This is a genomic window from Pseudomonas sp. LjRoot277 (genome assembly GCF_964253845.1).
GTDB lineage: Bacteria > Pseudomonadota > Gammaproteobacteria > Pseudomonadales > Pseudomonadaceae > Aquipseudomonas.
Window position 1 is genome coordinate 772,501 of record NZ_CAXURI020000001.1, and the last position, 18,640, is coordinate 791,140.

General features: G+C 54.5%; 13 protein-coding genes, 4 tRNA genes and 2 rRNA genes (1 of these 19 cut by a window edge). All 19 read left to right on the forward strand.

All coding sequences use genetic code 11. From position 1 onward, the window contains the following. Positions 1 to 1,698: ribosomal RNA gene (locus ACSQ87_RS03635) — 23S ribosomal RNA — on the forward strand (it extends 1,194 nt beyond the left edge of the window). Positions 1,699 to 1,845: 147 nt separating this feature from the next. After that, positions 1,846 to 1,961 (forward strand): 5S ribosomal RNA (gene rrf / locus ACSQ87_RS03640). A 135-nt stretch (positions 1,962 to 2,096) separates the two neighbouring features. After that, on the forward strand, positions 2,097 to 3,056 hold the full coding sequence (gene birA, locus ACSQ87_RS03645) for a bifunctional biotin--[acetyl-CoA-carboxylase] ligase/biotin operon repressor BirA (protein ID WP_223432829.1): 960 nt from the start codon (positions 2,097 to 2,099) through the stop codon (positions 3,054 to 3,056). Then, a complete protein-coding gene (locus ACSQ87_RS03650; RefSeq protein ID WP_223432830.1) occupies positions 3,046 to 3,795 on the forward strand; it encodes a pantothenate kinase in 750 nt (249 codons plus the stop codon). Before birA ends, ACSQ87_RS03650 begins: the two co-directional genes overlap by 11 nt. A gap of 7 nt (positions 3,796 to 3,802) precedes the next feature. Next, complete coding sequence (locus tag ACSQ87_RS03655) at positions 3,803 to 4,243, forward strand: hypothetical protein (protein WP_095131481.1); 441 nt, start codon at positions 3,803 to 3,805, stop codon at positions 4,241 to 4,243. 142 nt (positions 4,244 to 4,385) lie between these two features. Continuing rightward, positions 4,386 to 4,470, forward strand: a tRNA-Tyr gene (locus ACSQ87_RS03660). A gap of 23 nt (positions 4,471 to 4,493) precedes the next feature. Further along, positions 4,494 to 4,567, forward strand: a tRNA-Gly gene (locus ACSQ87_RS03665). 26 nt (positions 4,568 to 4,593) lie between these two features. Next, a tRNA-Thr gene (locus ACSQ87_RS03670) sits at positions 4,594 to 4,669 on the forward strand. Positions 4,670 to 4,753: 84 nt separating this feature from the next. Next, positions 4,754 to 5,947 (forward strand): elongation factor Tu, encoded by a 1,194-nt coding sequence (gene tuf, locus ACSQ87_RS03675; protein WP_007896619.1) that lies wholly within the window; start codon positions 4,754 to 4,756, stop codon positions 5,945 to 5,947. A 53-nt stretch (positions 5,948 to 6,000) separates the two neighbouring features. Beyond that, positions 6,001 to 6,076: transfer RNA gene (locus ACSQ87_RS03680), tRNA-Trp, on the forward strand. Between the two features lie 45 nt (positions 6,077 to 6,121). Continuing rightward, a complete protein-coding gene (secE, locus tag ACSQ87_RS03685; protein ID WP_008145488.1) occupies positions 6,122 to 6,490 on the forward strand; it encodes a preprotein translocase subunit SecE in 369 nt (122 codons plus the stop codon). A 9-nt stretch (positions 6,491 to 6,499) separates the two neighbouring features. Next, a complete protein-coding gene (gene nusG / locus ACSQ87_RS03690) occupies positions 6,500 to 7,033 on the forward strand; it encodes a transcription termination/antitermination protein NusG (RefSeq protein WP_007896622.1) in 534 nt (177 codons plus the stop codon). 117 nt (positions 7,034 to 7,150) lie between these two features. Then, positions 7,151 to 7,582: a 50S ribosomal protein L11 gene (gene rplK / locus ACSQ87_RS03695; protein ID WP_003210097.1), complete on the forward strand. Its 432-nt coding sequence runs from the start codon at positions 7,151 to 7,153 to the stop codon at positions 7,580 to 7,582. Further along, positions 7,582 to 8,277, forward strand: coding sequence for a 50S ribosomal protein L1 (gene rplA, locus ACSQ87_RS03700; RefSeq protein ID WP_007896626.1), 696 nt, complete (start codon positions 7,582 to 7,584; stop codon positions 8,275 to 8,277). Before rplK ends, rplA begins: the two co-directional genes overlap by 1 nt. Positions 8,278 to 8,475: 198 nt before the next feature. Continuing rightward, positions 8,476 to 8,976 carry a 50S ribosomal protein L10 gene (gene rplJ, locus ACSQ87_RS03705; RefSeq protein ID WP_008145489.1) on the forward strand — a complete coding sequence of 167 codons (501 nt, stop codon included), beginning with the start codon at positions 8,476 to 8,478 and terminating at the stop codon, positions 8,974 to 8,976. Positions 8,977 to 9,056: 80 nt separating this feature from the next. Next, entirely contained in the window at positions 9,057 to 9,422 is a 366-nt protein-coding gene (gene rplL, locus ACSQ87_RS03710; RefSeq protein WP_008145490.1) for a 50S ribosomal protein L7/L12, read from the forward strand. 220 nt (positions 9,423 to 9,642) lie between these two features. Next, positions 9,643 to 13,716, forward strand: a complete 4,074-nt coding sequence (rpoB, locus tag ACSQ87_RS03715; RefSeq protein WP_008145491.1) for a DNA-directed RNA polymerase subunit beta — start codon at positions 9,643 to 9,645, stop codon at positions 13,714 to 13,716. Between the two features lie 64 nt (positions 13,717 to 13,780). Then, positions 13,781 to 17,980, forward strand: a complete 4,200-nt coding sequence (gene rpoC / locus ACSQ87_RS03720) for a DNA-directed RNA polymerase subunit beta' (protein WP_046047315.1) — start codon at positions 13,781 to 13,783, stop codon at positions 17,978 to 17,980. A gap of 216 nt (positions 17,981 to 18,196) precedes the next feature. Continuing rightward, positions 18,197 to 18,568, forward strand: coding sequence for a 30S ribosomal protein S12 (gene rpsL, locus ACSQ87_RS03725; RefSeq protein ID WP_002555494.1), 372 nt, complete (start codon positions 18,197 to 18,199; stop codon positions 18,566 to 18,568). Positions 18,569 to 18,640 lie beyond the last annotated feature (72 nt).

Genomic DNA, 18,640 nt, shown 5'->3' on the forward strand with positions numbered 1-18,640 from the left:
CCTGTGAAGGTGAGTTGAGAAGCTTGCTGGAGGTATCAGAAGTGCGAATGCTGACATGAGTAACGACAATGGGTGTGAAAAACACCCACGCCGAAAGACCAAGGTTTCCTGCGCAACGTTAATCGACGCAGGGTTAGTCGGTCCCTAAGGCGAGGCTGAAAAGCGTAGTCGATGGAAAACAGGTTAATATTCCTGTACTTCTGGTTATTGCGATGGAGGGACGGAGAAGGCTAGGCCAGCTTGGCGTTGGTTGTCCAAGTTTAAGGTGGTAGGCTGGAATCTTAGGTAAATCCGGGATTCTAAGGCCGAGAGCTGATGACGAGTTACCCTTTGGGTGACGAAGTGGTTGATGCCATGCTTCCAAGAAAAGCTTCTAAGCTTCAGGTAACCAGGAACCGTACCCCAAACCGACACAGGTGGTTGGGTAGAGAATACCAAGGCGCTTGAGAGAACTCGGGTGAAGGAACTAGGCAAAATGGCACCGTAACTTCGGGAGAAGGTGCGCCGGTGAGGGTGAAGCATTTACTGCGTAAGCCCATGCCGGTCGAAGATACCAGGCCGCTGCGACTGTTTATTAAAAACACAGCACTCTGCAAACACGAAAGTGGACGTATAGGGTGTGACGCCTGCCCGGTGCCGGAAGGTTAATTGATGGGGTTAGCTAACGCGAAGCTCTTGATCGAAGCCCCGGTAAACGGCGGCCGTAACTATAACGGTCCTAAGGTAGCGAAATTCCTTGTCGGGTAAGTTCCGACCTGCACGAATGGCGTAACGATGGCGGCGCTGTCTCCACCCGAGACTCAGTGAAATTGAAATCGCTGTGAAGATGCAGTGTATCCGCGGCTAGACGGAAAGACCCCGTGAACCTTTACTATAGCTTTGCACTGGACTTTGAATTTGCTTGTGTAGGATAGGTGGGAGGCTTTGAAGCGTGGACGCCAGTTCGCGTGGAGCCAACCTTGAAATACCACCCTGGCAACTTTGAGGTTCTAACTCAGGTCCGTTATCCGGATCGAGGACAGTGTATGGTGGGTAGTTTGACTGGGGCGGTCTCCTCCTAAAGAGTAACGGAGGAGTACGAAGGTGCGCTCAGACCGGTCGGAAATCGGTCGTAGAGTATAAAGGCAAAAGCGCGCTTGACTGCGAGACAGACACGTCGAGCAGGTACGAAAGTAGGTCTTAGTGATCCGGTGGTTCTGTATGGAAGGGCCATCGCTCAACGGATAAAAGGTACTCCGGGGATAACAGGCTGATACCGCCCAAGAGTTCATATCGACGGCGGTGTTTGGCACCTCGATGTCGGCTCATCACATCCTGGGGCTGAAGCCGGTCCCAAGGGTATGGCTGTTCGCCATTTAAAGTGGTACGCGAGCTGGGTTTAGAACGTCGTGAGACAGTTCGGTCCCTATCTGCCGTGGACGTTTGAGATTTGAGAGGGGCTGCTCCTAGTACGAGAGGACCGGAGTGGACGAACCTCTGGTGTTCCGGTTGTCACGCCAGTGGCATTGCCGGGTAGCTATGTTCGGAATAGATAACCGCTGAAAGCATCTAAGCGGGAAACTAGCCTCAAGATGAGATCTCACTGGGACCTTGAGTCCCCTGAAGGGCCGTCGAAGACTACGACGTTGATAGGTTGGGTGTGTAAGCGCTGTGAGGCGTTGAGCTAACCAATACTAATTGCCCGTGAGGCTTGACCATATAACACCCAAGCAATTTGCTGACCTGAAGAGGCACCAGATTGCGGTGTGTGAAGACGACACAAGTCGAAAATTCGCAACGCAACACACAAATCTATTGCATACCCAATTTGCTGAAACGTCGAAAGACGGTTCAGTACCCGAATTTCTTGACGACCATAGAGCATTGGAACCACCTGATCCCATCCCGAACTCAGCAGTGAAACGATGCATCGCCGATGGTAGTGTGGGGTTTCCCCATGTGAGAGTAGGTCATCGTCAAGATTAAATTCCGAAACCCCTATCTGCGTATGCAGGTAGGGGTTTTGTTTTGTCCGCAGAAAAACTGCCCTGTAGGGTTTCTATGCAATGGTGTGGGGCATGGCTATCATGCGGGCCTCATTGTGAGGCGAGACTTGCATGCTGACATTGTTAAAGCTTCTTAAAGATGGCCGATTCCATTCGGGTCAGGCCTTGGGCGTCGCCTTGGGTGTCAGTCGTAGTGCCGTTTGGAAGCAGCTTCAGCATTTAGAAGCTGAGCTGGGGTTATCCATTCATAAAGTGCGGGGTCGCGGCTATCAACTGGCTGCGCCATTGACGCTGCTTGATCCTGTCGAGATAAGAGAGCAGGCGCCTTCTTGTGATTGGCCCATCCTGGTTTTCGATTCAATTGACTCCACTAATGCCGAGGCTTTGCGCGCCATAGAGCGGGGGCAGACGGCACCCTTTCTGGTGCTTGCCGAGCGGCAAACTGCAGGGCGCGGGCGGCGTGGACGTAAATGGGCGAGTCCATTCGCGGAAAACATCTATTACAGCCTCGTGTTGCGTATTGAAGGTGGGATGCGTCAGCTGGAGGGTTTGAGTCTTGTTGTTGGGCTCGCCGTCATGCAGGCCCTGCGTGAGCTTGGTATTTCGGGGGCTGGATTGAAATGGCCCAACGATGTTCTGGTTGGTCAGAAGAAGATTGCCGGGATATTGCTCGAGCTGGTGGGAGATCCTGCTGATGTGTGTCACGTTGTGCTGGGTGTGGGAATTAATGTGAACATGCAGATTACCGATGAGGTAGATCAGCAGTGGACGTCCATGCGGCTAGAGTCGGGCAAGGTGTTTGATCGAAATCTCTTGGTCGGGGAGTTGGGCGCGATGCTCCAGGCATATCTGTCTCGTCATCAAGTCGACGGATTTTCAGCTATCCAGGCAGAGTGGGAGCAAAATCATCTCTGGCAGGGGCGGGCCGTGTCGTTGATCGCAGGTGTTAACCATATAGATGGCGAAGTGCTGGGTATTGATAGTCAGGGTGCTCTGCGCTTGAAGGTGGGTGGTGTGGAAAAAGTCTTTAGTGGTGGTGAGCTCAGTCTGAGGTTACGTGATGATTCTTGAGCTCGACTGCGGAAACAGTTTTATCAAGTGGCGTGTGCTCGACGCGGACGTTCGGCGGGTGGTTGGCGAGGGCGTCGTTGATTCGGATCTCGCTTTGTTGGAGAGCTTGAAAGCGCTCAAGGGGCTCGCTCTCAAGTTTTGTCGGTTGGTCAGTGTCAGGACCGCCGAAGAAACCAGTGCACTGATTTCTCTGCTGACAGAAGCTTTTGGTGTGTCGGTGGTATGTGCGGCGCCGTCCCGCGAAATGTCCGGGGTTCGTAATGGTTATGAGGAGTTCGAGCGGTTAGGGCTCGACCGTTGGCTGGCGATGCTTGGGGGATTCCAACTGGCTTCGGGTGCGTGCCTTGTGCTTGATTTTGGTACGGCTGTTACCGCGGACTTCATCTCTAGGGGGGGAGAACACCTCGGAGGATTTATATGCCCAGGTATGCCTCTAATGCGGAACCAATTGCGTACCCATACCCGTAGAATTCGTTATGGCGATCTAGCAGCTGAGCGCGCTCTGGAAAGTCTTGTTCCTGGTCGGACAACTGTCGAAGCGGTCGAGCGGGGGTGCTCGTTGATGCTGAGAGGCTTTGTCCTGACTCAGCTGGAGTTGGCGCGTAGCTATTGGGGGGATGATTTTGCTGTGTTCCTCACTGGAGGAGATGCAGACCTGGTTTCCGAGATCGTGCCTGAGGCCAGGGTGGTTCCTGATCTGGTGTTTGTAGGTTTGGCTATGGCGTGCCCCTTGTCGTGAGGTTTTTATGCGTTGGTTGTTTCTGCTGCTGCTTGTTCTCAATGTGTTCTATTACATCTGGCACCAACAAGAGGCTCCTCTGCGTGCGAAGGATGTAACCCCTTTGAATTTATATAGGGGTTCGCAGCAGGATATTCGCTTGTTGAGTGAAACGACTGACGCGGCTCGTGATAAAGGAAAGCCTGCCCAGGCAGACGATGGATGCCTCTATCTTGGCGGTTTTACTCGTCAGGAGGCGGCTCAGGCGGTTGAGCGGCGATTGAGCGGCATGGAAATCAAGTTTGAGTCCTTGCTGAGGCCTCCTGCCGACTCTGATGGTTACTGGGTGCGTGTGGCACCAGAAAGCCGGCGTTGGCTGGATGACTCGCAGCTGAAAAACCTTTCTAGAGAATTCAATGAGTTAAAACATAAAATAATGCCGTGCGAGGGGGTTGCGCCCGCCGAATAGTTTGCATAGAATGGCGCCCGCTTCGCAGTGAAGACCTTTAGTGGTTAACGCCGCAAAGTGATGTCAACGCAGCTAACCTCAGGTTTTTAATGAGAAAATGCTTGACAGAAGGCTGGCATGATATAGAATGCCGGCTCGCTTAGGAGGGGTTCCCGAGCGGCCAAAGGGATCAGACTGTAAATCTGACGTCTACGACTTCGAAGGTTCGAATCCTTCCCCCTCCACCATTTTTAGCGAGAGCTGCAAGCTCGCGGGTATAGTTTAGTGGTAGAACCTCAGCCTTCCAAGCTGATGATGCGGGTTCGATTCCCGCTACCCGCTCCAAGTTTGCAGATCCTGCACAGTGTTACGCTCTTGTAGCTCAGTTGGTAGAGCACACCCTTGGTAAGGGTGAGGTCAGCGGTTCAAATCCGCTCAAGAGCTCCATATAACAAGGCAGATATGAAAATATCTGCCTTTGTTTTAATGGCTTGTTTGACCTGCTCAATTCTTCTCCTAGGGGTGATTTTGATGGCTAAGGAAAAGTTCGAACGTAATAAGCCTCACGTCAACGTTGGTACCATTGGTCACGTCGACCACGGTAAAACTACTCTGACTGCTGCTTTGACCCGCGTCTGCTCCGAAGTTTTCGGTTCGGCAAAGGTTGACTTCGACAAGATCGATAGCGCCCCTGAAGAAAAAGCTCGTGGTATTACCATCAACACCGCTCACGTTGAGTACGATTCGGCTGTGCGTCACTACGCACATGTTGACTGTCCAGGTCACGCTGACTACGTAAAAAACATGATTACCGGTGCTGCTCAGATGGATGGCGCGATTCTGGTTTGCTCGGCCGCAGATGGTCCGATGCCGCAAACTCGTGAGCACATCCTTCTGTCTCGCCAGGTTGGCGTTCCGTACATCGTTGTCTTCCTGAACAAGGCTGACATGGTCGATGATGCTGAGCTGCTGGAGCTGGTTGAGATGGAGGTGCGCGACCTGCTGAGTACTTATGATTTCCCAGGTGATGACACTCCGATCATCATTGGTTCGGCGCTGATGGCGCTGAATGGTCAGGACGACAACGAGATGGGCACTACTGCCGTCAAGAAGTTGGTCGAGACTCTGGATAGCTACATTCCGCAGCCTGAGCGTGCTATTGATAAGCCGTTCCTGATGCCGATCGAGGATGTTTTCTCGATCTCCGGTCGCGGTACTGTTGTGACTGGTCGTGTTGAGCGTGGCATTGTCCGCATTCAGGAAGAAGTTGAGATTGTTGGTCTTCGTGACACTGTCAAAACTACTTGCACTGGTGTTGAGATGTTCCGCAAGCTGCTCGACGAAGGTCGTGCTGGCGAGAACTGCGGCGTATTGCTGCGTGGTACCAAGCGTGATGATGTTGAGCGTGGCCAGGTTCTGGTCAAGCCGGGCACCGTTAAGCCGCATACCAAGTTCACCGCTGAAGTTTACGTTCTGAGCAAGGAGGAGGGTGGTCGTCATACGCCATTCTTCAAAGGCTACCGTCCACAGTTCTACTTCCGGACCACCGACGTGACCGGTAACTGCGAACTGCCGGAAGGCGTTGAAATGGTGATGCCGGGTGATAACGTCCAAATGACGGTCACTCTGATCAAAACCATCGCAATGGAAGATGGTCTGCGTTTCGCCATTCGTGAAGGCGGTCGTACCGTCGGCGCTGGTGTCGTTGCTAAGGTTATCGAGTAAATTGTTGTAATGTCTTTTTCGGGCCGGCATAATGGTCGGCCTGATTTTGTTTTAGGTCAGTAGCTCAATTGGCAGAGCGACGGTCTCCAAAACCGTAGGTTGGGGGTTCGATTCCCTCCTGACCTGCCAGATTCACTTGGTGTGTCTGGCTTTCTTTTCACAGGATCTTCATAGATGACTCCTAAAGCTGAAGCTCAAGGCTCTCGCTTCGATCTGCTCAAGTGGCTAGTAGTAGTTGCTTTGGTGGTTGTTGGCGTTGTTGGCAATCAGTATTACTCTGCTTCGCCGATCCTGTACCGCGTACTTGCTTTGCTCGCCATTGCTGCTGTAGCTGCCTTTGTAGGCCTGCAGACGGTCAAGGGCAAGTCTTTCTTTGTACTGGTTAAGGAAGCTCGCACCGAGATTCGTAAAGTCGTATGGCCAACTCGCCAAGAAACCACGCAGACCACGTTGATTGTTGTGGCTGTTGTTCTGGTTATGGCGTTGCTGTTGTGGGGGCTTGATTCCCTGCTCGGCTGGCTTGTTTCCTTGATTGTCGGCTAAGGGTGTCCCGTGGCTAAGCGTTGGTACGTTGTGCATGCTTACTCCGGTTACGAGAAGCATGTCATGCGCTCGCTGGTAGAGCGCGTAAAGCTGGCTGGCATGGAAGATGGCTTCGGCGAAATTCTGGTTCCCACTGAAGAAGTGGTTGAAATGCGTAATGGCCAGAAACGCAAAAGCGAGCGCAAGTTCTTCCCAGGTTATGTGCTGGTTCAGATGGACATGAATGAGGGTACTTGGCACTTGGTCAAGGATACTCCTCGGGTGATGGGTTTTATCGGCGGTACTGCTGATAAGCCTGCACCTATCACAGATAAAGAGGCAGAAGCGATTCTGCGTCGCGTTGCTGATGGTAGCGACAAGCCGAAGCCGAAGACGTTGTTCGAGCCGGGTGAGTCGGTACGTGTCAATGACGGTCCGTTTGCCGACTTTACTGGCACGGTCGAAGAAGTTAACTACGAGAAGAGCCGGATTCAAGTGGCAGTGCTCATTTTCGGTCGCTCTACTCCGGTAGAGCTAGAGTTCAGCCAGGTCGAAAAAGTCTAGCTGAGCAAGCATCCCAACCCCGCAGCCCTAGGCTGTGGGGTTTTGTCGTCACTGGGATAAACGCGCAAGTAACCGGGGAGCCTTTCGAGGCGTTCGAACCCGTAATTGGAGTGCCTCATGGCCAAGAAGATTACCGCTTACATCAAGCTGCAAGTGAAGGCCGCTCAGGCTAACCCAAGCCCACCTGTTGGTCCTGCTCTGGGTCAGCACGGCGTGAACATCATGGAATTCTGCAAGGCTTTCAACGCCCGTACTCAGGGTATTGAGCCAGGTCTGCCGACTCCAGTGATCATCACTGTCTACAGCGACCGTAGCTTCACTTTCGAAACCAAATCCACACCTGCTTCGGTTCTGCTGAAGAAAGCTGCTGGTCTGACTAGCGGTTCCGCTCGTCCGAACACCGTTAAGGTTGGCACCGTTACCCGTGCTCAGCTGGAAGAAATCGCGAAAACCAAAAACGCGGATCTGACTGCAGCTGATATGGACGCGGCCGTGCGTACTATCGCCGGTTCTGCTCGTAGCATGGGCCTTAACGTGGAGGGTGTGTAATGGCTAAGTTGACCAAGCGTCAAAAGGCTATCGCCGGCAAAATCGAAGCAGGCAAGTCCTACAACTTTGTAGACGCTGCTGCTCTGCTGGCTGAGCTGTCGACCGTCAAGTTCAGCGAGTCGTTTGACGTTGCTGTAAACTTGGGTGTTGACCCGCGTAAATCCGACCAGGTCGTTCGTAGCGCTACTGTGCTGCCACACGGCACTGGCAAGACTGTTCGCGTTGCTGTGTTCACCCAAGGTCCAGCTGCTGAGGCCGCTTTGGCTGCCGGCGCTGACCGTGTAGGTATGGACGATCTGGCTGCCGAAATGAAAGGCGGCGACCTGAACTATGACGTAGTTATCGCATCCCCGGATGCAATGCGCGTTGTTGGTCAGTTGGGTCAGATCCTGGGCCCACGTGGCCTGATGCCTAACCCTAAAGTCGGCACCGTAACGCCAGACGTAGCTACCGCGGTTAAGAACGCCAAGGCTGGTCAGGTTCGTTATCGCACCGACAAAAACGGCATCATCCACACCTCCGTTGGCAAGGTTGGCTTCGACGCCGTCAAGCTGAAGGAAAACGTTGAAGCCCTGATCGCTGATCTGAAGCGTATCAAGCCAGCTTCTTCGAAAGGTATTTACGTCAAGCGCGTTACCCTGAGCACCACCATGGGTCCAGGTCTGGTCATCGACCAAGGCTCGCTCGACGCGTAAGACAAAGATTGGCGCAAGCGATTGCGCCAATTGAAAGATTGGGGTCCCTGCCTGGCGGGGGCTATCCAAGACCGTAGGCGGCGCAAGTCTTAAACCCCAAGCCTACGCAGATGGTGCTCCCGGTTCCTTACCGAATCAGACACCAAAACGACATCTGGCCTCGGTTGGATGAAACGGTAACAAGCAGGAGTTTTTCCCGTGGCAATTAAACTTGAAGACAAGAAGGCCATCGTCGCTGAAGTCAACAAGGCTGCCCAAGTTGCTCTGTCCGCTGTCGTGGCTGATGCCCGTGGCGTAACAGTAGGCGCTATGACCGGACTCCGTAAAGAGGCTCGTGAAGCTGGCGTTTACGTACGTGTTGTACGTAATACCCTGCTCAAGCGCGCCGTTGCTGGCACTCAATATGACGTGCTCAACGACGTGTTCACCGGCCCGACCTTGATTGCATTCTCCAAAGATCATCCGGGCGCTGCTGCTCGTATCTTCAAAGAGTTCGCAAAAGGTCAGGATAAGTTCGAGATCAAGGCAGCTGCGTTCGAGGGCAAGTTCCTCGCAGCTAATCAGATCGACGTACTGGCAAGCCTGCCGACCCGTGACGAAGCAATTTCTCAGCTGATGAGCGTGATTCAAGGCGCAACCAGCAAATTGGCTCGTACTCTGGCGGCTCTTCGCGACCAGAAAGAAGCTGCCGCAGCCTAAGGCTGAGCGACTCCTTTCAGCGTTTATTGTTTATTTCGATGGCCGCGTAGGCTGTCACCCCAATACAGGAATTTATAGTCATGTCTCTGACTAACGACCAAATCATCGAAGCAATCGGCGAAAAATCCGTTCTGGAAATCGTTGAGCTGATCAAGGCCATGGAAGAGAAGTTCGGCGTTTCCGCTGCCGCTGCTTCCGCTGGTCCAGCTGCTGTCGCTGCCGTTGTTGAAGAACAAACTGAATTCAACGTCATGCTGCTGGAAGCTGGCGAGAAGAAAGTTAACGTGATCAAGGCAGTACGTGAACTGACCGGTCTGGGCCTGAAAGAAGCCAAGGCTGTAGTTGACGGCGCTCCTGGCGTTGTTCTGGAAGCTGTTTCGAAAGACGCAGCTGACAAAGCAAAAGCCACTCTGGAAGAAGCAGGCGCTAAAGTCGAGCTGAAGTAAGCATCGACTTTGCGTCTCCAGCCCGAGCGTTAAGCGAAAGGCTGATGGCTGGTGGCTCTTGCCACCGGCCTTTTTCCGTTATTGGCAGCCGACTGGGTCGGTGCTGATAACGAGCTGTAACCACCCGATGCGGTGGCGCAAACCATGGGGTTTGCACGATTTTCTGGCTGCTCCCGTCGGGAGGGGCCAAACAAGCAGGTGACCAAGCTGGGGAACGCTGATGGCTTACTCATATACTGAGAAAAAACGTATCCGCAAGGACTTTAGCAAGTTGCCGGACGTCATGGATGTGCCGTACCTCCTGGCCATCCAGCTGGATTCGTATCGTGAATTCTTGCAAGCGGGAGCGACTAAAGATCAGTTCCGCGACGTGGGCCTGCATGCGGCCTTCAAATCCGTTTTCCCGATCATCAGCTACTCCGGCAATGCTGCGCTGGAGTACGTCGGTTATCGCCTGGGCGAACCGGCATTTGATGTCAAAGAATGCGTATTGCGCGGTGTAACTTACGCCGTACCTTTGCGGGTAAAAGTGCGCCTGATCATTTTCGACAAAGAATCGTCGAACAAAGCGATCAAGGACATCAAAGAGCAAGAAGTCTACATGGGTGAAATTCCCCTGATGACTGAGAACGGTACCTTTGTAATCAACGGTACCGAGCGTGTAATCGTTTCCCAGCTGCACCGTTCCCCGGGCGTGTTCTTCGACCACGACCGTGGCAAGACGCACAGCTCCGGCAAACTGTTGTACTCGGCGCGTATCATTCCTTACCGCGGTTCGTGGCTGGACTTCGAGTTCGACCCGAAAGACTGCGTATTCGTGCGTATCGACCGTCGTCGCAAGCTGCCTGCATCGGTACTGCTGCGCGCGCTCGGCTATACCACTGAAGAAGTGCTCGACGCGTTCTACACCACCAACGTCTTCCACGTGCAAGGTGAAAACCTCAGCCTGGAACTGGTGCCTCACCGCCTGCGTGGTGAAATTGCTGTCCTGGATATCCTGGATGACAAAGGCAAGGTTATTGTCGAGCAAGGTCGTCGTATCACTGCTCGCCACATCAACCAGCTGGAAAAAGCCGGGATCAAAGAGCTGCAAGTGCCTCTGGACTACGTCCTGGGTCGCACTACCGCCAAGGTCATCGTGCATCCGGCAACCGGCGAAATCCTGGCAGAGTGCAACACCGAGCTGAACACCGAGATCCTGGCAAAAATCGCCAAGTCCCAGGTTGTTCGCATCGAAACTCTGTACACCAACGATATCGACTGCGGTCCGTTCGTCTCCGACACTCTGAAGATCGACTCCACCAGCAACCAATTGGAAGCGCTGGTCGAGATCTATCGCATGATGCGTCCAGGCGAGCCGCCAACCAAAGACGCTGCCGAGACTCTGTTCAACAACCTGTTCTTCAGTCCTGAGCGCTATGACCTGTCTGCGGTCGGCCGGATGAAGTTCAACCGTCGTATCGGTCGTACCGAAATCGAAGGTTCGGGCGTGTTGTGCAAGGAAGACATCGTCGCGGTACTGAAGACTCTGGTCGACATCCGTAACGGTAAAGGCATCGTCGATGACATCGACCACCTGGGTAACCGTCGTGTTCGCTGCGTAGGCGAAATGGCCGAGAACCAGTTCCGCGTTGGCCTGGTACGTGTTGAGCGTGCGGTCAAAGAGCGTCTGTCGATGGCTGAAAGCGAAGGCCTGATGCCGCAAGACCTGATCAACGCCAAGCCAGTGGCTGCGGCGGTGAAAGAGTTCTTCGGTTCCAGCCAGCTTTCCCAGTTCATGGACCAGAACAACCCGCTTTCCGAGATCACCCACAAGCGTCGTGTTTCTGCACTCGGCCCTGGCGGTTTGACTCGTGAGCGCGCTGGCTTTGAAGTTCGTGACGTACACCCGACTCACTACGGTCGTGTATGCCCGATTGAAACGCCGGAAGGTCCGAACATCGGTCTGATCAACTCCCTGGCCGCTTATGCGCGCACCAACCAGTACGGCTTCCTCGAAAGCCCGTACCGCGTGGTGAAAGACGCTCTGGTCACCGACGAGATCGTGTTCCTGTCCGCCATCGAAGAAGCTGATCACGTGATCGCTCAGGCTTCGGCCACGATGAACGACAAGAAAATGCTGATCGACGAGCTGGTAGCTGTTCGTCACTTGAACGAGTTCACCGTCAAGGCGCCGGAAGACGTCACCTTGATGGACGTTTCTCCGAAGCAGGTAGTTTCGGTTGCAGCTTCGCTGATCCCGTTCCTCGAGCACGATGACGCCAACCGTGCGTTGATGGGTTCGAACATGCAGCGTCAAGCTGTACCAACCCTGCGCGCTGACAAGCCGCTGGTCGGTACTGGCATGGAGCGTAACGTAGCCCGTGACTCCGGCGTTTGCGTCGTGGCTCGTCGTGGTGGCGTTATCGATTCCGTCGACGCCAGCCGTATCGTGGTTCGTGTTGCTGATGATGAAGTTGAAACCGGTGAAGCTGGTGTCGACATCTACAACCTGACCAAATACACCCGCTCCAACCAGAACACCTGCATCAACCAGCGTCCGCTGGTGCGTAAAGGTGATCGGGTTCAGCGTAGCGACATCATGGCTGACGGCCCGTCCACCGACATGGGTGAACTGGCTCTGGGTCAGAACATGCGCATCGCGTTCATGGCCTGGAACGGTTACAACTTCGAAGACTCCATCTGCCTGTCGGAACGAGTTGTTCAAGAAGACCGCTTTACCACGATCCACATTCAGGAACTGACCTGTGTGGCACGTGACACCAAGCTTGGGCCAGAGGAAATCACTGCAGACATCCCGAACGTGGGTGAAGCTGCACTGAACAAGCTGGACGAAGCCGGTATCGTTTACGTAGGTGCTGAAGTTGGCGCAGGCGACATCCTGGTTGGTAAGGTCACTCCGAAAGGCGAGACCCAGCTGACTCCGGAAGAGAAACTGCTGCGTGCCATCTTCGGTGAAAAAGCCAGCGACGTTAAAGACACCTCCCTGCGCGTGCCTACCGGCACCAAGGGTACCGTCATCGACGTACAGGTCTTCACCCGCGACGGCGTTGAGCGTGATGCTCGTGCACTGTCGATCGAGAAAACTCAACTCGACGAGATCCGCAAGGACCTGAACGAAGAGTTCCGTATCGTTGAAGGCGCCACTTTCGAACGTCTGCGTTCCGCTCTGGTCGGCCACAAAGCCGAAGGCGGCGCCGGTCTGAAGAAAGGTCAGGACATCACCGACGAAGTTCTCGACGGTCTTGAGCATGGTCAGTGGTTCAAACTGCGCATGGCTGAAGATGCTCTGAACGAGCAACTCGAGAAGGCTCAGGCCTACATCGTTGATCGCCGCCGTCTGCTGGACGACAAGTTCGAAGACAAGAAGCGCAAACTGCAGCAGGGCGATGACCTGGCTCCAGGCGTGCTGAAAATCGTCAAGGTTTACCTGGCAATCCGTCGCCGCATCCAGCCGGGCGACAAGATGGCCGGTCGTCACGGTAACAAAGGTGTGGTCTCTGTGATCATGCCGGTTGAAGACATGCCGCACGATGCCAATGGCACCCCGGTCGATGTGGTCCTCAACCCGTTGGGCGTACCTTCGCGTATGAACGTTGGTCAGATCCTTGAAACCCACCTGGGCCTCGCGGCTAAAGGCTTGGGCGAGAAGATCAACCGGATGATCGAAGAACAGCGCAAAGTCGCTGAGCTTCGTAAATTCCTGGACGAGATCTACAACCAGATCGGCGGTCGTAACGAAGATCTGGATAGCTTCTCCGACCAGGAAATCCTGGATCTGGCGAAGAACCTGCGTGGCGGCGTTCCAATGGCCACTCCAGTGTTCGACGGCGCCAAGGAAAGCGAAATCAAGGCGATGCTGAAACTGGCAGACCTGCCAGAAAGCGGCCAGATGCAGCTGACCGACGGCCGTACCGGCAACAAGTTCGAGCGCCCGGTTACTGTTGGCTACATGTACATGCTGAAGCTGAACCACTTGGTAGACGACAAGATGCACGCTCGTTCTACCGGTTCGTACAGCCTGGTTACTCAGCAGCCGCTGGGTGGTAAGGCGCAGTTCGGTGGTCAGCGTTTCGGGGAGATGGAGGTCTGGGCACTGGAAGCATACGGTGCTGCTTACACTCTGCAAGAAATGCTCACAGTGAAGTCGGACGATGTGAACGGCCGTACCAAGATGTACAAAAACATCGTGGATGGCGATCACCGTATGGAGCCGGGCATGCCCGAGTCCTTCAACGTGTTGATCAAGGAAATTCGTTCCCTCGGCATCGATATCGATCTGGAAACCGAATAACACGTGACGCGAATCGAGAGCGGGGCAGGATTGCCCGCTCTCTGCTCCGCCAGGAGGAAAGGCCTTGAAAGACCTACTGAATTTGCTGAAAAACCAGGGTCAAGTCGAAGAGTTCGACGCCATCCGTATTGGATTGGCATCGCCTGAGATGATCCGTTCGTGGTCGTTCGGTGAAGTTAAAAAGCCGGAAACCATCAACTACCGTACGTTCAAACCTGAGCGTGACGGCCTGTTCTGCGCCAAGATCTTTGGCCCGGTAAAGGATTACGAGTGCCTGTGCGGTAAGTACAAGCGCTTGAAGCACCGTGGTGTGATCTGCGAGAAGTGCGGCGTTGAAGTCGCGCTGGCCAAAGTTCGTCGTGAGCGCATGGCGCACATCGAACTGGCTTCCCCGGTTGCCCACATCTGGTTCCTGAAATCGCTGCCGTCGCGTATCGGTTTGCTGATGGACATGACCCTGCGTGATATCGAACGCGTTCTCTACTTCGAGAGCTATGTCGTTATCGATCCAGGCATGACCACCCTTGAGAAAGGTCAGCTGCTCAACGACGAGCAGTACTTCGAAGCGCTGGAAGAGTTCGGCGACGATTTCGATGCCCGCATGGGTGCCGAAGCTGTCCGTGAACTGCTGCACGCTATCGACCTGGAACACGAGATTGGCCGTCTGCGTGAAGAAATTCCGCAAACCAACTCCGAAACCAAAATCAAGAAGCTGTCCAAGCGTCTGAAGTTGATGGAAGCCTTCCAGGGTTCCGGCAACCTTCCAGAATGGATGGTGCTGACCGTTCTGCCGGTTCTGCCGCCAGATCTGCGTCCACTGGTCCCGCTGGATGGCGGTCGCTTCGCGACTTCCGACCTCAACGATCTGTATCGTCGAGTGATCAACCGTAACAACCGCTTGAAGCGCCTGCTTGATCTGTCCGCTCCGGACATCATCGTGCGTAACGAAAAGCGTATGTTGCAGGAAGCTGTCGACGCACTGCTCGATAACGGTCGTCGTGGCCGCGCTATCACCGGTTCCAACAAGCGTCCTCTGAAATCCCTGGCTGACATGATCAAGGGTAAGCAAGGTCGTTTCCGTCAGAACTTGCTCGGTAAGCGTGTTGACTACTCCGGTCGTTCGGTAATTACCGTAGGCCCGACCCTGCGTCTGCATCAGTGCGGTCTGCCGAAGAAAATGGCTCTCGAGCTGTTCAAGCCGTTCATTTTCGGCAAGCTGGAAATGCGTGGTCTCGCGACCACCATCAAAGCTGCCAAGAAGATGGTCGAGCGTGAGCTGCCTGAGGTTTGGGACGTTCTCGCTGAAGTGATCCGTGAACACCCGGTTCTCCTCAACCGTGCACCGACCCTTCACCGTCTGGGTATCCAGGCGTTTGAACCGGTACTGATCGAAGGTAAGGCTATCCAGCTGCACCCGTTGGTCTGTGCTGCGTACAACGCCGACTTCGACGGCGACCAAATGGCCGTGCACGTACCGCTGACACTGGAAGCCCAGTTGGAAGCGCGTGCGTTGATGATGTCGACCAACAACATTCTGTCGCCAGCCAACGGTGAGCCAATCATCGTTCCGTCGCAGGACGTTGTATTGGGTCTGTACTACATGACTCGTGAAGCGATCAACGCCAAGGGCGAAGGTCGTGTGTTCGCGGATCTGCAAGAAGTTGACCGTGTGTTCCGTGCCGGCGAAGCCGCACTGCACGCTAAAGTCAAAGTGCGGATCAACGAAACCGTTAACGACCGTGATGGCGGCAGCGTGAGCGGCACTCGTATCGTCGACACCACTGTCGGCCGTGCGCTGTTGTTCCAGGTTGTTCCACCTGGCCTGTCGTACGACGTCGTCAACCAGCCGATGAAGAAAAAGGCGATCTCCAAGCTGATCAACCAGTGCTACCGCGTGGTTGGTTTGAAAGAGACCGTGATCTTCGCTGACCAGTTGATGTACACCGGTTTTGCCTATTCGACCATTTCCGGCGTTTCCATCGGTGTTAACGACTTCGTTATCCCGGATGAAAAAGCCCGCATCATCAATGCTGCTACTGATGAAGTGAAAGAGATCGAAAGTCAGTACGCCTCCGGCCTGGTAACCCAGGGCGAGAAGTACAACAAAGTGATCGACCTTTGGTCCAAGGCGAACGACGAAGTTTCCAAGGCGATGATGGCCAACCTCTCGAAAGAGAAAGTCATCGACCGTCATGGCGTCGAAGTCGACCAGGAATCCTTCAACTCGATGTACATGATGGCCGACTCGGGCGCACGGGGTTCTGCTGCGCAGATCCGTCAGCTCGCCGGTATGCGTGGCCTGATGGCCAAACCGGACGGTTCCATCATCGAAACGCCGATTACTGCGAACTTCCGTGAAGGTTTGAGCGTACTTCAGTACTTCATCTCCACTCACGGTGCTCGTAAAGGTTTGGCGGATACCGCGTTGAAAACTGCGAACTCCGGTTACCTGACTCGTCGTCTGGTAGACGTGGCGCAGGATCTGGTTGTGACCGAGATCGATTGCGGCACCGAGCATGGCCTGGTAATGACTCCGCACATTGAAGGCGGTGACGTTGTTGAGCCGCTGGGTGAGCGCGTATTGGGTCGTGTTATTGCCCGTGACGTGTTCAAGCCAGGTACCGAAGAAATCATCGTTCCTGCCGGCACGCTGGTAGACGAGAAGTGGGTTGAGTTCATCGAGCTGAACAGCATCGATGAAGTGATCGTGCGTTCGCCGATCAGCTGCGAAACCCGCTATGGCATTTGCGCCAAGTGCTACGGCCGTGATTTGGCTCGTGGTCACCAGGTGAACATCGGTGAAGCGGTCGGCGTTATCGCTGCCCAGTCCATCGGTGAGCCGGGTACCCAGCTGACCATGCGTACGTTCCACATCGGTGGTGCGGCAAGCCGGACCTCCGCAGCCGACAGCGTTCAGGTGAAGAATGGCGGTACCGTCCGTCTGCACAACCTGAAGCACGTTGAGCGAGTGGATGGTTGTCTGGTTGCTGTGTCCCGTTCCGGTGAGCTGGCAATCGCTGATGACTTCGGTCGTGAGCGCGAGCGTTACAAGCTGCCGTACGGTGCTGTGATTTCGGTTAAAGAAGGTGACAAGGTCGACGCTGGCGCAATCGTGGCCAAGTGGGATCCGCACACTCACCCAATCGTTACCGAAATGAAAGGTACCGTGACCTACGTGGGCATGGAAGAAGGCATCACGATCAAGCGTCAGACTGACGAATTGACCGGTATGACCAACATTGAAGTACTCGACGCCAAAGACCGTCCAGCTGCCGGTAAAGATATCCGTCCTGCTGTGAAGATGGTTGATGACAACGGCAAGGATCTCTTGCTGCCGGGTACCGACGTAATTGCTCAGTACTTCCTGCCTGCTAACGCCCTGGTTGGTGTAGCGGACGGTGCGAAGATTGCGATCGGTGATGTTATCGCTCGTATCCCGCAAGAGACTTCGAAGACCCGTGACATCACCGGTGGTCTGCCACGTGTTGCCGACTTGTTCGAAGCACGTCGTCCGAAAGAAGCCTCGATTCTGGCTGAAGTCAGCGGCACCATCGCGTTCGGTAAAGAGACCAAAGGCAAGCGCCGTCTGGTTATCACCCCGAACGACGGTACCGATCCGTACGAAGAGCTGATTCCTAAGTGGCGTCACCTGAACGTCTTCGAAGGCGAACAGGTAAACCGCGGCGAAGTTATCTCCGACGGCCCGAGCGATCCACACGACATCCTGCGTCTGCTGGGTGTGAGTGCGCTGGCCAAGTACATCGTGAACGAGATCCAGGACGTTTATCGTCTGCAAGGCGTGAAGATCAACGATAAGCACATCGAGACCATCCTGCGTCAGATGCTGCGTAAAGTTGAAATCGCTGAATCCGGCGACTCGACTTTCATCAAGGGCGACCAGATGGAGTTGACTCACGTTCTGGTAGAGAACGAGCGTCTGGCTGGCGACGAGAAATTCGTTTCCAAGTTCACTCGCGTGCTGCTGGGTATCACCAAGGCGTCGTTGTCCACCGAATCGTTCATCTCGGCGGCTTCCTTCCAGGAAACCACTCGCGTACTGACCGAAGCGGCGGTAACCGGCAAGCGCGATTACCTGCGCGGCCTGAAAGAAAACGTAGTCGTGGGTCGTCTGATCCCGGCTGGTACCGGTCTGGCTTATCACAGCGAGCGCAAGCGCCGCCGTGATGCTGACAAACCGTTGCGCGTAAGCGCCAGTGAAGTGGAAGCTGCACTGACCGAAGCGCTGAACTCGAGCGGTAACTGAGTTCTGCGATAAATGAGCGTAAGGCCCTGGCCGTTCCGTTCATCGAATCGAGACAATTTGTCGAGGTTCGATGAGCGGGGAGGTCGGGGCCTTGCCTTGACTGGGGGCAAGATCCTCTTTAGACTCTTGTACCCCTAAATTTGGCGGGAATTCGTTCCTGCCATTTTGCTTTTCTTGCAAGACAATAGCGTCGCAAGACAACAGTGGAGCTAGTAGATGGCAACTATCAACCAGCTGGTACGTCAGCCGCGTAAGCGTATCGTCGAGAAATCCGACGTGCCTGCGCTGCAGAACTGCCCGCAACGTCGTGGCGTATGCACCCGTGTGTATACCACCACGCCGAAAAAACCTAACTCGGCACTGCGTAAAGTATGCCGTGTGCGTCTGACCAACGGTTTCGAGGTTTCCTCGTACATCGGCGGTGAAGGCCACAACCTGCAAGAGCACAGCGTGGTACTGATCCGCGGCGGTCGTGTAAAAGACTTGCCAGGTGTTCGTTACCACACCGTACGCGGTTCTTTGGATACTTCCGGCGTCAAAGGTCGTAACCAGGGTCGTTCGAAGTACGGTACCAAGAAGCCTAAGTAGTAGTGGCTTTTTGTAAAAACTGATTTTCTATTTTTCTGAGTCGATAAGAGTAAGGTCGGAGGCGTCCCGAAA